This window comes from Amycolatopsis sp. NBC_01480 (assembly GCF_036227205.1).
Lineage (GTDB): Bacteria > Actinomycetota > Actinomycetes > Mycobacteriales > Pseudonocardiaceae > Amycolatopsis.
Window position 1 is genome coordinate 1,810,736 of sequence record NZ_CP109442.1, and the last position, 13,465, is coordinate 1,824,200.

12 protein-coding genes are annotated in these 13,465 nt (G+C 70.6%); 3 read left to right on the forward strand and 9 right to left on the reverse strand.

What is annotated here, in order from left to right:
• Positions 1 to 270: 270 nt before the first annotated feature.
• From OG371_RS08375 to OG371_RS08395, 5 genes are all read right to left on the reverse strand, one after another.
• Positions 271 to 1,401: an HNH endonuclease signature motif containing protein gene (locus tag OG371_RS08375; RefSeq protein ID WP_329067251.1), complete on the reverse strand. Its 1,131-nt coding sequence runs from the start codon at positions 1,399 to 1,401 to the stop codon at positions 271 to 273.
• 148 nt (positions 1,402 to 1,549) lie between these two features.
• Entirely contained in the window at positions 1,550 to 2,377 is an 828-nt protein-coding gene (locus tag OG371_RS08380; RefSeq protein ID WP_329067253.1) for a carbohydrate ABC transporter permease, read from the reverse strand.
• Entirely contained in the window at positions 2,374 to 3,174 is an 801-nt protein-coding gene (locus OG371_RS08385; protein WP_329072956.1) for a carbohydrate ABC transporter permease, read from the reverse strand. Before OG371_RS08385 ends, OG371_RS08380 begins: the two co-directional genes overlap by 4 nt.
• A gap of 116 nt (positions 3,175 to 3,290) precedes the next feature.
• The gene (locus tag OG371_RS08390; RefSeq protein ID WP_329067254.1) at positions 3,291 to 4,559 is read right to left on the reverse strand and encodes an ABC transporter substrate-binding protein; all 1,269 of its coding nucleotides are present in this window, start codon (positions 4,557 to 4,559) and stop codon (positions 3,291 to 3,293) included.
• A 14-nt stretch (positions 4,560 to 4,573) separates the two neighbouring features.
• Complete coding sequence (locus OG371_RS08395) at positions 4,574 to 5,167, reverse strand: helix-turn-helix transcriptional regulator (RefSeq protein ID WP_329067255.1); 594 nt, start codon at positions 5,165 to 5,167, stop codon at positions 4,574 to 4,576.
• A 168-nt stretch (positions 5,168 to 5,335) separates the two neighbouring features.
• Between OG371_RS08395 and OG371_RS08400 the strand changes: the two genes are divergently transcribed.
• Both OG371_RS08400 and OG371_RS08405 read left to right on the forward strand, forming a co-directional pair.
• A complete protein-coding gene (locus OG371_RS08400) occupies positions 5,336 to 6,535 on the forward strand; it encodes a glycoside hydrolase family 3 N-terminal domain-containing protein (RefSeq protein ID WP_329067257.1) in 1,200 nt (399 codons plus the stop codon).
• 93 nt (positions 6,536 to 6,628) lie between these two features.
• Positions 6,629 to 7,540 (forward strand): alpha/beta hydrolase family esterase, encoded by a 912-nt coding sequence (locus OG371_RS08405; RefSeq protein ID WP_329067259.1) that lies wholly within the window; start codon positions 6,629 to 6,631, stop codon positions 7,538 to 7,540.
• Between the two features lie 54 nt (positions 7,541 to 7,594).
• On the opposite strand, the gene OG371_RS08410 is transcribed toward OG371_RS08405, so the two are convergent.
• Positions 7,595 to 8,455 (reverse strand): hypothetical protein, encoded by an 861-nt coding sequence (locus OG371_RS08410; protein ID WP_329067261.1) that lies wholly within the window; start codon positions 8,453 to 8,455, stop codon positions 7,595 to 7,597.
• 276 nt (positions 8,456 to 8,731) lie between these two features.
• On the opposite strand from OG371_RS08410, the gene OG371_RS08415 reads away from it, so the two are divergent.
• A complete protein-coding gene (locus OG371_RS08415; protein WP_329067263.1) occupies positions 8,732 to 8,875 on the forward strand; it encodes a hypothetical protein in 144 nt (47 codons plus the stop codon).
• A gap of 5 nt (positions 8,876 to 8,880) precedes the next feature.
• On the opposite strand, the gene OG371_RS08420 is transcribed toward OG371_RS08415, so the two are convergent.
• The 3 genes from OG371_RS08420 to OG371_RS08430 are packed head-to-tail and all read right to left on the reverse strand — an operon-like array spanning position 8,881 to position 13,436.
• A complete protein-coding gene (locus OG371_RS08420; RefSeq protein WP_329067265.1) occupies positions 8,881 to 11,376 on the reverse strand; it encodes an Hsp70 family protein in 2,496 nt (831 codons plus the stop codon).
• Positions 11,360 to 11,905, reverse strand: a complete 546-nt coding sequence (locus OG371_RS08425; protein WP_329067267.1) for a hypothetical protein — start codon at positions 11,903 to 11,905, stop codon at positions 11,360 to 11,362. The genes OG371_RS08420 and OG371_RS08425 overlap by 17 nt, the downstream gene beginning before the upstream one ends.
• A 10-nt stretch (positions 11,906 to 11,915) precedes the next feature.
• Complete coding sequence (locus OG371_RS08430) at positions 11,916 to 13,436, reverse strand: hypothetical protein (protein ID WP_329067269.1); 1,521 nt, start codon at positions 13,434 to 13,436, stop codon at positions 11,916 to 11,918.
• Between the last annotated feature and the right edge of the window lie 29 nt (positions 13,437 to 13,465).

A 13,465-nucleotide genomic window follows, 5' to 3' on the forward strand; every position in this document is an offset into this window, starting at 1 on the left:
GACGCAGCCAAACCGGCCCTCCTCGCATTCCTGCCCCAGCCGGACACGCGCGGCCTGACGAGCGCACCCGTTGCCATGGTGCGAGCGGCCCGGCGCGCAGCACCGCAATCCAGCCGACCCTGATCGCGGGTTCCTTCGACGAGCGCATCAAGCGTCGGCGTACTGGGCGGGGATGGCGCAGCAGGAACAACCCCTGCCGCCGGCCCCCAGCCTGGCCAGTCGATGACCCGAGCATCCGGTTCGCTGAGAATCGATCAGCCTCGGCCTTGGTCAGGCGGCTGCTTCGTGCCCGTCCCTGGTGTCACCGGCGGCGTTGTTCGCCCGGCTTTCGTGCAGTGGCGGGGGTTTCGTGGGGTAGACCCGCCCCGTCGGTGTGACGACCGCGCCTTCACCGCCGGACGCCGAGGTGAATGTCCAGCCCGGTTCGTCTTTCAGGCGGTGGTGTCGCCGGCAGAGCGGGGCGAGGTTCTCTTCGGCGGTCGGGCCGCCTTTCGCGAAGTCGCGGGTGTGGTCGATGTCGCTGTACTGCGAGGGGCGGTGGCATCCCGGGAGCCGGCACACCCGGTCCCGCGCCTGCACGAGGCCGGCGAGAGCGGGCGGCGGACGGTAGCGGGCCCGGCCGACGCTGAGGACCTGTCCGGTGTCGGGTTCGGTGATGATCCGGCGCCACACCGAGTTCGAGTCCGCGGCGAGTGTCCGCGCCAGCCACGCCGGCACGGCACCGTAGCCGGATAGCTCGGCAGGCTCCTCGTTCAATCCGGCCAGCGTCAAAAGGTCCGTATAGAGGTAGACGACGGGCTTGATGCCGCTGTCACCCGGCGTGCGGTTCAGCAGCCGATCGGCCAGGACATCCGCACGCAACTGGTCCAGCGTCCGGTCCTCGTCGCCTCGGCGCAGCCTCCGCGCTTCCTGATCGAGGGAAGTGTAAATCGCCGATGCTTGTTCCACCGGCAGCTCACACAGCAAGGTGGACATCGTCTCGTCCTGGTGAATCAGGCACACATTACGGTCGCGCCGTCGCGCCCGGGATCTTCGCTCGTATCCTTCGGCGTCAACCTTCTGCACCACCCGATTCACCGCCACACGCAACGACGACGGATTCTTCCCCGCCAACCGGGTCGCGACAATCGCGTCGACCTGCCGCGCCAGCTCGTCGGAAAGGGCGACGGTCGGCTCGAACACCATCCGCGCTTTGAAAGCGTTGATCTCTCCACGCCGGAAAGCCGCGAACGTCTGCGGCAATCGGGTTGTCAACGCCTGCGCCAACGCGACATCGGCACCGGCCCGCCGCTCCGTCACCGACAATTCCAACGCAAGCTCAGCCGTCACGGACCGGGCAGAACCACCTGCTGCCGCGAACAACGCGAAATCATCAGCCTGCTCGGCCTCCAGCTGCGCCACCCGGACGGCCCGCTCATGAATCCGGGACAAAACATCGGAGGCAGAATCCCCATAACAGCTCACCCTGCAATTCTACCGGCGCCATCCGGCGGAAACGTCACTAAATAGAGTGAACAAACATTCCATATCAACGAGCGTGAATACTCATTCAGCCATATACGGTGCCTTTCAGGATCCCTCGAACAATAAACCGGCCCAGCACCAGGAACAGGACGACAACCGGCAGCACAGCCAAAGTCGCGCCGGTCAGCATCAGCGCGTAATCCGTGTAATACCCGCTGGCCAAATGCGACAGCACCACCTGCACGGTCGGCGCATCATTGGGGTCGAGCACCACCAGCGGCCAGAAATAGTCGTTCCACGAAGCCAAGAACGTCAGCATCGCGAGCACCGCCGCCTGCGGGCGCAGCGCCGGAACGGCCACGTGCCAGAACGTCCGCACCACCGAGGCACCGTCCACAGTGGCCGCGTCCACCAACTCGCGCGTGACCGCCGCCTCGCAGGCCTGGCGCATCCAGAACACGCCGAACGCGCCCACCAGCGCGGGCACGATCACCGCCTCCAGCCGGCCGTACCAGCCGATGTCGCTGACCACCAGGTACAGCGGGATCACACCGAGTTGCGTGGGGACCATCGCCGAGCCGACCACGAACAGGAACAGGCTGTTGCGGCCGGGGAACTTCAGCCGCGCGAAGGCGTAGCCGGCCAGGCTCGCGAGGACCACATTGGACACCATCACCGTGGTCGACACGATCAGCGAATTGCCGATGGCGGCCCAGAAATCGACGGTGTCGAAGACCTTCCGCACGTTCTCGAAGAAATGCCCGCCCGGCAGCATCACCGGCGTGGTGCTGCCGATCGCCGAATCGTCGCGGGTGGACACCACGAACGACCAGTACAGGGGGAACACCGAGGCGCCCAGCACGGCCACCAGCACCACGTAAACCCAGCCGCCCGCCCGGCCGCGGGGCTTCACGACGCGCTCACGAACCGGCGCACCAGCCGGTAGTTGAACACCGCGAACACCGCGCAGAACACGAACATCACCCAGGACAGCGCGGCCGCGTAACCGGCGTCGAACTTGCTGAAACCCTGCTCGTACAGGTACATCGTGAGGGTCTGGAACTGCCGGTCGTTGCCGCCGGAGCCGGTGGGGTCGAACAGCTGCGGCTCGGCGAACAGCTGGAGGCCGTTCACCGTGGCGGCCACGACGGTGAACGCGATGGTCGGCCGGATACCGGGCACGGTGACCGACCAGAACGAGCGCCAGCGGGAGGCGCCGTCCAGCGCCGCCGCCTCGTACAGGTCCTGCGGCACCGCCTGCATCGCGGCCAGGTAGATCAGCGCGTTGTACCCGGTCCAGCGCCACATCACCATGGTGGCCACGGCCAGGTGCGAGGACCACTGCCGCGCCTGCCACGAGATCGGGTCGACGCCGAACCAGCCGAGCACCTCGTTGACCACGCCGTAGTCGCGGCTGAACAGCTGCCCGAACACCAGCCCGACGGCCACCACCGACACCACGTTCGGCAGCAGCACCCCGGTGCGCCACCAGGTCGCGCCCCGCAACGGCCGGTTCAGCAGCGCCGCGATGCCGAGCGCGAGGAAGAACTCCGGGACCGCCGAGAGCAGGAAGATGCTGGTGGTGTTGAAAAGCGCGTTGTAGAAGCGCGAGTCGGCGAGCAGCTCGGCGTAGTTGGCCAAGCCGAAGCGGCCCTCGTCACCGGAAAGCAGATTCCAGCGGTGCAGCGAGACCCACGCCGTGTAAAGCATCGGAAACGCGCCGAAAACGACAAAAACCGCGAAAAACGGGGCGATGAACAGGAAGGGCGTGCCCTTCCGATCGAACCTCGCCAGCAGGGCCGGCCGGCGTTCACGCAGCACCGCGGCTACTTGATCGCTTCGCGGCCCGTCCTGACCGCGTCGTCCCAGGCCTGTTGCACGTCCTCGGACTTGTCCTCGATCCGGCCGAGGGCGTGCCCGAACTCGGGGCGCACGTCGGCGTCGTGAAGACCGCGGTAATTGGGGCGCAGCGTGTCCGCCGAAGAGGCGTAGAGCTGCCCGACCGGGGCGTTCGAGAAATACGGGTCGGTGTGGGCGACGACCTGCGGGTCCTTGTAGGCCGGCGGCTCACTCGGCAGGATCCCGTCGGACAGGAAGAGCCGCTTCTCCTGCTCCGGCGCGGTCAGCCAGCGCGCGAGGTCGTACGCCTCTTTCGGGTGCGCGCTCTGCTTCGGGATCGTCAGGAACGAGCCGCCCTGGTTGCCGCTGGCGCCCGGAACGGTGGTGACGTCCCATTTCCCGGTGTTGCCGTCACCGCCCGCTTCCTTGATCTGCGTGAGCATCCACGCGGGGCAGGCGATGGTGGCGAAGGAGCCCTGCTTGATCGCGACGTTCCACGCCTGTGTGTACGTGGTGGCGGCCGCGGTCTCGCCCTTCTGCGCGATCCCGCCGGCGAGGAAAAAAGCGTTGCGCACAGCGGGGTTCGTGTCCGCGATGTAGGAATCGTCCTTCGAGGAGAAGTAGTTCTCCGGCGACTGGTTGAGCATCGCGGTGTAGACACTGCCCGCGGAGTCCGCGAACTTCACCTTCGGCAGCTTCGCGGTGAAGCGGTCGGCGAGGTCGGCGTACGCCTGCCAGGTCGGCATCAGCTTCGCCACGGACGCGCGGTCGGACGGCAGGCCGGCCTGCTCGAACAGGTCGCGGCGGTAGCACATGGCCAGGCTGCCCATGTCGGTGCCGAGGCCCAGCACGTAGTTCCCGTCCGTGCCCTGCGCCCACTTCCACGGCGACCACTGGTTCTTCAGCTGGTCCGCGCCGTAGTCGGCGAGGTTGACGAACTTGTCCTTGGCCCGGATGTACTGCGGGACGTACTGCTCCTCGACCGCGACCACGTCGGCCGCGCCGCGGCCCGCCGCCAGCTGCGTGGCGAGGGTCTTGAAGTGCGTGTCGAAGTCGGTGACCCGGCTCTGGATCTCGATATTCGGATGCTGCTTCTGGTACTCCGCGAAGAGCGGCCCGTAGCCGAACTCCCCGAACGTCGCCACGGTCAGCTTGATCTTGCCGGCTGCGGCGTCGGAGCCACCACAGGCGGACGCGAGCAGGAGGAGCGCGGTCGTCAGGACAGCGACGGCCGGGCGTCGGGTCAGCGTTCGCACGGGGTGAGCTTCCCTCAGATAACACCTGCGCGCAGGGCGTAGGCGACGGCATGCGGTCGGTTGCGCAGCTTCAGCCTATTGGTCATGCCGTAGATGACGTTCTTCACGGTCCGTTCCGAGTAGCAGAGCTTGCCCGCGATCTCGGCCGTGTCCCAGCCCTCGGCCATCAGCCGGAGCACGTCGACCTCGCGCGGCGACAGCGCGGCGCCGCCCGCGGCGTGCTGCAGGCTCTGCGCCTGGCCCAGCAGATCGCGCAGCGAGCTCTCCCGGCCGGTCGCGGCCGCGACGATGCTCTTCACCAGCTTGTCGCCCGCGATCGCCTCGCGCGGCAGCACCGCGGCGACGTGGCAGGCGGCCAGCTCCGGCAGCTCTTCGGCCTCGACGTGCCCGGCCACCAGGACGATGGCGGCGGGCGTCTCGGACGCGGCGGCGCGCAGGGCGGCCTTCACGTCCGGCGTCACGCGGCTCGCGGCGAACACCAGCACGGCGGCCTCACCACGGCGCTGGCCCGGCACCACCTGGATCTCCTCGCACGAGCGGAGGTGCTCGATGAGCCCCGCCAGCGCGATCGGGTCCGAAGCCCACGCCGCCACCCTGACCTGATCCATCGTTACCTCCCTGAAGAAACACCCATCCCGTGTCATCAGTGTGCTGAGGGTGCCTTCACGAATTCTCTAGCCGCCGTGAAGCCATTCTTCACGACGCGAAGCCGGGGGCGGCCAGCGCTTCCGATACCGTCGCGAGGGACACCGACCGCTCCAGACGGCAAGGAATTCATGAAGGCGCAGGCAACCAAGCGGCTACCAGTGGTTTTCTTCACGGCGCTGCTGTTCCCCGGGATCGTTTCCGGCTGCGCTTCACCCACGATCTCCGGCACCGCGATGGCGCGCCCCTCGGCGGCCGCCGGTGGCTCCTCGGTGGCCTCTCCACCTGCGGCTGCACCGTCTTTGCCGCCTTCTTCACCGGCCTCTTCACCGGCTTCGGCGTGCGGCGCGAAGGTCGCCTCGATGGACGTCCGCGCGCAGGTGGCCCAGCTCGTCGTGCCGGGGGTCGACGCCGCAAATCCGGCGGCCGCGGTGGAACTGGTGCGCTCGCAGCAGATCGGCGGAATCTTCGTGGGCGGCAATAACACCACGCTGTTGCAGAATGGCGCATTGAACGCCGTGCAAGCGGCCGCGAAGATCCCCGTCTCGGTGGCGGTCGATGAAGAAGGCGGCCGAGTTCAGCGCATCGACGATCTCGACGGCTCACTGCCGAGCGCCCGTCAGCTCGCCGCCACGAAAACGCCGGCCGAGGTGCAAGCGCTCGGCGTCCAGCGCGGGCAGCAGCTGCGCGCCCGCGGGGTCACTGTCGACTACGCGCCCGACGCAGACGTCAGCGACGAACCGGACGACGCGGTGATCGGCGACCGCTCGTACAGCCCGGACCCGGTGAAGGTGCGGCAGTACGCGATGGCGTTCGCGAACGGGCTGCGCCAGAGCGGCATCACGCCGGTGCTCAAGCACTTCCCCGGCCACGGCCACGGCTCCGGCGACTCGCACAAGGGCACCGTCACCACGCCGCCGCTGGACCAGCTGCGGCAGGTGGACCTCCAGCCGTACCGCAACATCGCCGAGTACGGGAAGATCGAGGTGATGGTCGGCCACCTCGACGTGCCGGGCCTGACCAACGGCGTCCCGGCGTCCATCTCCCCCGCCGCGTACCAGCTCCTGCGCGGCGAATACCACTTCGCCGGCCCGGTGATCACCGACGACCTGGGCGGCATGAAGGCGATCACCGACCAGTACTCCCTGCCCGACGCGGTGCTCAAGGCCCTCCAGTCGGGCGCCGACGAGGCCCTGTTCTCCTCGGGCTCCGGCAATGTCGGCCAGGTGCTCGACCGGCTGACGAAGGCGGTCGCCGACGGGGACCTGCCGGCCGACCGCGTGGCCGCTTCGGTGCAGCGCGTGCTGACGTCGAAGGGCGTCTGCGGCTGAGCACTGCCGGGCGAACTCTATGAACTCAACACCGCCCTCGGTGTCCTCCGGTGTGATCCTGGTCCCGCTTGCCGGTCGATCAAGGAGGATCGAGTGTCGTGTAAACGTCTTCTCGCCGGAGCCGCGGTCGCGCTCGGGCTGAGCTGTCTCATCGCCGCTCCGGCGGCCGCAGCGCCGACGGGGATCGTCGACCGGCCGGTGGCCACCACCGGGTGCGGCAAGCCCGCGCCGGCCGGCGGGACGGGCCATCTGACGTCCGGCGGCGTCGCCCGCGATTACCTGATCCACCTGCCCGACGGCTACAACGCGCGGCGGCCGTACCCGCTGGTGCTTTCGTTCCACGGGCACGGGCGCACCTCGCAGTACCAGGAGGAGCTTTCGGGCTTCTCGAAGACGGACGCCATCGCGGTATACCCCCAGGGGGTCACCGGCACGGACGGCGAGTCGGCCTGGACCGGCGCGCCGTACTCCGCGCCGGTGGACGACGTGCTGTTCACCAGCGACCTGATCACCTCGCTGCAGCAGCAGCTGTGCGTGGACCCGGCCCGGATCTACGCCGCGGGCAAGTCCAACGGCGGCGGTTTCGTCGGCGTGCTCGCCTGCCGGCTGCCGAGCCGGATCGCCGCGTTCGCCCCGGTTTCGGGCGCGTTCTACCCCCAGGGCGGCGCGTGTCAGCCTTCGCGCCGGGCACCGTTGATCGACTTCCACGGCACGGCGGACACCACGATCCCGTACGGCGGCAACCCGGCCAAGGGCCTGCCGTCCATTCCGGACTGGCTGGCGGGCTGGGCCTCACGTGACGGCTGCTTCCCGCGTCCGCTGGAGTTCTCCTCGGCGCGCGACGTCGTGACGCAGTGGTGGCTCGGCTGCTCGCTGGTGCACTTCCAGGTGCAGCACGCCGGGCACGTCTGGCCGAGCACCAAGCCGAACCTGGACTCGGCGACGCCTACGACGATCGATGCGACGCCGGTGATCTGGCAGTTCTTCCGGGCGCATCCGCTGTAAGTGCTCGTGAGTGTTCATGCCGGTTCTAACCGTCATGAACACTCACGAGTCTCTTCAGGCGGGGGCGACCAGGAGCGTGACGGTGCGGTTGGCGTCCGGGTCGCCGTCCGGGTGGGCGGCAGTGGACTGGTCGGCGCTGCCCATCGCGAACGCCGTCAGCGGGAGGCCGCTCACGGTCGCCAGCACGCGGGCCGCCGACGCCGCCCGCGCGAGGGCGACCGTCGAGCCGCCGGTGGCGGGACCACCCGCGACTGTGACACCGTGGCCCAACACTGTCACGCGGACTGACTGTCCTTTGAGGACTTCGCCCCAGTGCTGGAGCGCCCGGCGTCCCTCGGCACTCGGCGACGTCGCGTTCGGAGCGAACAGGCCGGCGTCGAAGGACACTGAGACGTCCGTTTCGCCGGGCTTCGTGTGGACGCCCGGCGCGGCCAACGCGGTGGCGAGCGCGGCGAGGCGCTCGTGACGGGCGGCGGCCGCGGCGGCGTCACGGGACTTCGCGGCGTTCAGCCGGTCCAGCTCGGCCTGCAAGCTGGACGCGGCCGGTGCAGCACCGGCGGCCGACCCCGAGACGACCGCCGGCGCCGCCCCGAACGGCACCGTCACCACCACCACACCTCCCGCCACCAGGATCACGGCCGCCCCCGCCGCCAGCGCCCGCCACGGCACCTGCCGCCGACGCCCCCACCCCGACCGCACCCGCGCCACCCGCCGCCGCCCCGCCATGGCCGACGGTTCACCAGGCACCAGCTCCAGCACCCGCGCCCAGGCCTCATCGGCCGCGTCGAGGTTCCCGGCTTGGGCGTAGACCCGGGCGAGGAGGTCCAGGCGGGCTGGTTCACCGCCGCCGGGCCACGGAGTAATGCCACTGGCACCGCCGCTCGGCCGCGAGTTGCCGCCACTGTCCAGCGCCACCTCGGCATCTCCGAGCACCGAGGTGGTCGCGGTGTCCCCCTCAGGACCACTGCGACCGCCTCGCCCGGCACCACCGGAGTTGCCTCCCCCCGCGCGGCCGCTGCCGCCGCCGGAGCCATCCCCCGCCGACCCACCGCCACTCCGCCCAGCACCGCCGGCGCGGTCCGCCGCTGAGCTACCACCGCCACTCCGCCCGGCACCGCCGGAGCCATCCCCAACCGACCCACCGCGGCCGAATCGCCCGGCAGCGCCAGAATCGTCCCCCGCCGAGCCGCCGTGGCAGCCCCGCGCCAGGCCGCCGCCACCACCAGCACCGCCGCCGGATTGCTCCAGCAACCGCACCGCACCGTCGAAATCCCCGCCCCGCGCAGCTTCAGCCGCCTCGGCGAGGGTCAGTTCCCCGCCGAGCGTCTCCAGTGACCCGGTCATTTCCGCTCCTGCTGGATGCCGCTGTTCGGGGTCCCGCGGCCGTCGTCCGGCAACAGCGCGCGCAGGCGGCGGTTCAGGCTCGGCAGCGCAGGCCAGTTGCTCGTCGCGATGAGGCGTTCACCTTCGCGGACCAGTTCGCGGGCCTGGGCCGGGGAGGACATCCGCTCCTGCGACGCGCGCAGGGCGTTGAAGATCTCGACGTCGAGTGAGCCGTCGCGGCGCAGGAGGCGGACCTGGAGGTCCAGTGCCTGCTCGGAAAGCTGCTCGGCGGCGGGCACGTCGCGCGTGTTCTGCAGGTCGGCGTAACCGCGTTCGATGTCCGCCAGCTCCTTGCGGTCCTCCTCGGCGCCGACGCGGTCGACCAGGTCACGGCAGTGCTCGATCTGGTCGCGCACCCGCTCCAGCACCTCCGGGACGCGCAGCTCCTCCTCGATGTCGTCCAGCTCGGCCTGGACGCCGCGGATCCGGGCCTCCGCGGAGACGGCCGCGCTCTCGTCCGTGGCCGCGGACGCCACTTCCTCACGAACCGACGGCACCACGCCCTGGTCGTCGAGGCGCATCAGCAGGCCGCGGGCCCGGTCCGAGCGCGTCACCTCGACCTGCGTGCGCAGCTGTTCGTGGCGCGCCTCCACCTCGTTCATCAGGCGGCGCAGCGTCGGCGGGTCGGGCACGGTGCGGGTGTTCAGGTCGACCGCGGCGTCGAACTGCTCGTTCAGCAGCGGCACCTCCGCGACCACCGAGACCAGCCGGGATTCGTTCATCTCGAAGAACATCTGCACCTCGCTGCCGCGCGGCAGGTCGCGGCGCAGGTCCTCGGCCCGGATCTCGATCAGGCCGACGGCGAGGTTGCGCTCGCCGCGCTTGCGCTCGCCCTCGACGATCGGGATCCGGATCGCCGCGCCGGCATCACTGCGGCGCAACGTGACCGTGGTGTGGAACGGCTGATTGGCCTTCGCCGGCAGCGTGGTGTTCTTCAGCAGCATCGGGGTGAACGTGCCGTCGGCCTCGGTCAGGCCCACGGAGTTGACCACCGTCTGCCCGGTCATCTCGTTGACCCACTGGGTGATCGTGATCGAGTCCGGGCTGACCGGCACCCGCGCGCCGGAGGCGTCCATCAGCTCCACGTCGAACCGGTTGCGCGCCAGATCGGCCAGCAGCACGTCGACGGTGAACGTGCCGTCGACGGCCAGCGCGACCTCCGCGGTCCGGTACGAGGGGCGGCGGCCCGGGTCGTTCAGCGCGATCCGGAACCGGCTCCAGTCGGCGCCGCCCGGTGTCGAGCAGCGGCCGGAGACCGGCACGGAGGTCAGGCTCGTGGTCGGCGGATAGGACAGCTCCAGGGTGAACTCGCCGCGTTTCGGCGCGACGGTGGCGCGCGGCAACGCGACGGTGCCGGCGTAGACCGCGGCACCGCGCGCGACCACCGTGCTCGGGTCCTGGCTGTGGTCCAGCCGGATGCCTAGCCCTTCGGTGGGATCCGCGAGCAGCTCGCGCAGGCTCGGCGACAGCGTCGGACCGCCGACCAGCAGCAGCCGGTCGATGTCCGACGGCCCCAGGTTCGCCTTCGCCAGCGCCTCCCGGCACAGCTCGATCGCCCGCCGGTAGAGCGGCCAGGCCAGCTGCTCGACGTCCTCACGCCGCAGGGTGTACTCGAACATGTCCTGCTGCCCGTCACCGCGGTCGAGGTCCACCATCACCTGCGCCTGGCCGGTCTGCGAAAGCGCGATCTTGCCCGCCTCCGCCCCGGTGCGCAGGAACGCGAAGTTGCGCCGCCATTGCGGGTTGTCCCGCCGGAAGTCCTTCAGCCCCAGCTCTTTCGCCGCGGCCGGGGCGAGCAGCCGGTCGACGATCGCGGCGTCGATGTTCTTGCCGCCGAGGCTCGTGTCGCCCGCGTGGTCCAGCACCTTCAGCTCGCCGTCGACGGTGCTGACCACGGCCGAGTCGAACGTGCCGCCGCCGAGGTCGAACACCATCCAGTACGCGCTGCTGGTCTCGTTCTGGAAGCCGTACGCGAAGGCCGCCGCGGTCGGCTCCTGCACCAGCGGGCACGGCGCGGTGAAGCCGGCCAGCTTCGCGGCCTCGCTGGTGGCGTTGGTCTGGTTGAGCAGGAAGGCCGCGGGCACGGTGATCACCGCGGCCGCGGGCGCCTCGCCCCCGAACCGGCGGGCGGCGTCGCCGCGCAGGGTCTTGAGCACCTCGGCCGAAAGCTCCACCGGGCTCATCGAGACCGCGGACCGGGCGAACCGGCGCTGCACGTCCGCGAAGCCCATGGCCTGCTTGAACTCGATCTGCACGTTCTCCGGGTCGCGCTCGAGACGGTCGCGGGCGGCGGCGCCGACCTGGATCACCCCCGCCTTCGGGATCCACACCGCCGACGGCGTGTAGTCGCCCTGGGCGTTGCTCTTGATCACCGTGACACCGCCGCCGGCCAGCACCGCCAGCGCGCTGTTGGTCGTGCCGAGGTCGATGCCGAAGTCAATGGTGTCGCGCATTCCTGTCCTCCGTCTGGCCGGGGGCGACCGGGCATCCCACGATGACCTGCCCCATCTGGATCCGGCGGTCGGCCAGGTACACCGACGGCCGCACGGTCTCCACCACCCGCTCGGCGGTGAAGCCGGGTTCGTCTTGGAACAACAGGACTTCCAGCGCCAGGCCGGAGTCGAAGGCCATCCCGTCGTGGTCCTGGACGGCCACTCCGGCGGCTTCGAGCGCCTCCTGGCTCATCGTGAGCAGCCGGCCGGCCTGGCGCGCGGCCCGGTCGTCCGCGCCGTCGAGCCGTTTGCGGGCCCGCCACAACGCCGTCGCGGCGGTAGCCAGGTCCGATTCGGACAGTGCCGGGCCCCCGGTGTCCGCCGGCCGCCGCTCGGCGGCCGCGAGCGCGGCCGAGACCTGGGTGACCAGTTCCCGCAGCCGTGCTCGTTCCTCCTTGCCCCACAACGGTTCCTCGATGCGGAACTCCCGGTGCTGCCGGCGTTGCCGGGCTTCGACGCGCCACCGCGCGTACGTTCCTCGAACAGTCAAAGCCGTCTCCCTAGTCTCGTCCGGCCAGCGAAGACGGCACCGCGATCAGCAGCACCACCGCGGTGGACACGGTCAGCCAGCCCGCGATCGCGGTCCCGTTCGCGTGCGCCACCCAGAAGCCGGTGGCCACAGCCGCCTGGGTGAGGAACAGCAACGGCATCCGGGCCGGGCCGGCGTAGGCGTTGCCGGTCGCGGCGACACTGCACAGCAGCCCGAGCGTGCCGATCACCAGGCACGGCAGCAGCGGCGAGGCCAGCAGCGTGGACAGGAACACCATGCCGAGCGCGACGTGCAACAGAGCGAAGAACGTCGCCGGGCCTTTGGCCGGCGGCCGCGCCGGCACCGGCCCGCCCTGCCGCAGCCGGCGCATCGTGGCGATCATGCGCCGGGCCTGCTCCTGGTCCCCCGGCCTTCGCGAATGGGCGAGGATCTGCTCCAGCGCCTGCTCGGCCTCGGCGTAGCGGCGCAGCCGGGTCAGGGTGGTGACCCGGCTCCACAGCTGGCCGACGTCGGTCGGAGGGAGCGGCGCCGTGGTCGCGGACTGCTCGTTGCGCGTGATGGTCGCGAGCGTCTCGGAGTCGGTGCTCAGCCGGCGCGCGAGCGCGAACACCTCACGCGCGAGCTGGCGGGACGAGGCCGGCACTTCCGAGAGGGCGACGCCGATGTTGTTCGCCGCGATCGCCGCCGTCTCCCGCAATCGGCCGGCGCGCCGGTAATCCTCGAACGGCATCACGCGCTCGAGCCGGTCCAGCATCGGGGCCAGCTCGTTGAGCGCGCGTTCCGCGGCCTCTCTCGCGCTACCGTTGTCGATGAGCTTTCGCAGCTCCTTCAACAAGTCCTCACCGCGGCTGAAGGTGTCGCCGGCGGCTTCGGTGCGCGCGGCGGTCTCGGTGGCCTTGTCGACGCCCCACATCGAGAGGAAGCCGAGCAGCCGGTCGGGCTCCGGCGAGGTGGCGGCCAGCGAGACGAGCGGGGCCACCAGCGCGGCCGGCAGCGCGGCGCGCAGACCATCCACTGTGGACTCGTCGAGCCGCCGGTCGCCGCTGGTGCCCACCCGGTGGCGCAGGTGCTGCCAGAACGCCTCGCTGCGCTGGGTGAACGCCCAGTTGCGCGCGGCGTCGTTCCACAGCGGCATCGGGTGGTCCTCGGTCCGTTCGGCCTCGGCGTCCAGCGCCGCGGCGTGGGCCTTCACCGCGGCGTCGTGCCGGTCGTGCAGCTGAGGCGGGCAGTCGCAGTCCTCGGGTGCGCCCCAGTGGCCGAACAGCTCGTCGACGAGCCGGTGCTCGGTGTTGCCCAGCTCGTCGAACGCCGAGCGGACCTGGTCCGGCGTCGCGTCTTCGGGGACGCCCGGCGGGCGCGCGCCGACTTCGAGCGCGCCCAGCACCCGCAGCCGCCGCTCGCGGACGGCCCGGCGGGTGGCCGTGGCGGGCAGGCCGGTGATCCGGAACGGGTTGCGGCGGTACAGCTCCGGCGTCGCGACGGCCTTCAGCCGTGTCGCGGCCGTCCGGCTCCGGCCCTCGTTCGCACCCATGCCGCAGAAGTTAAGGCGGGACGGCCGGG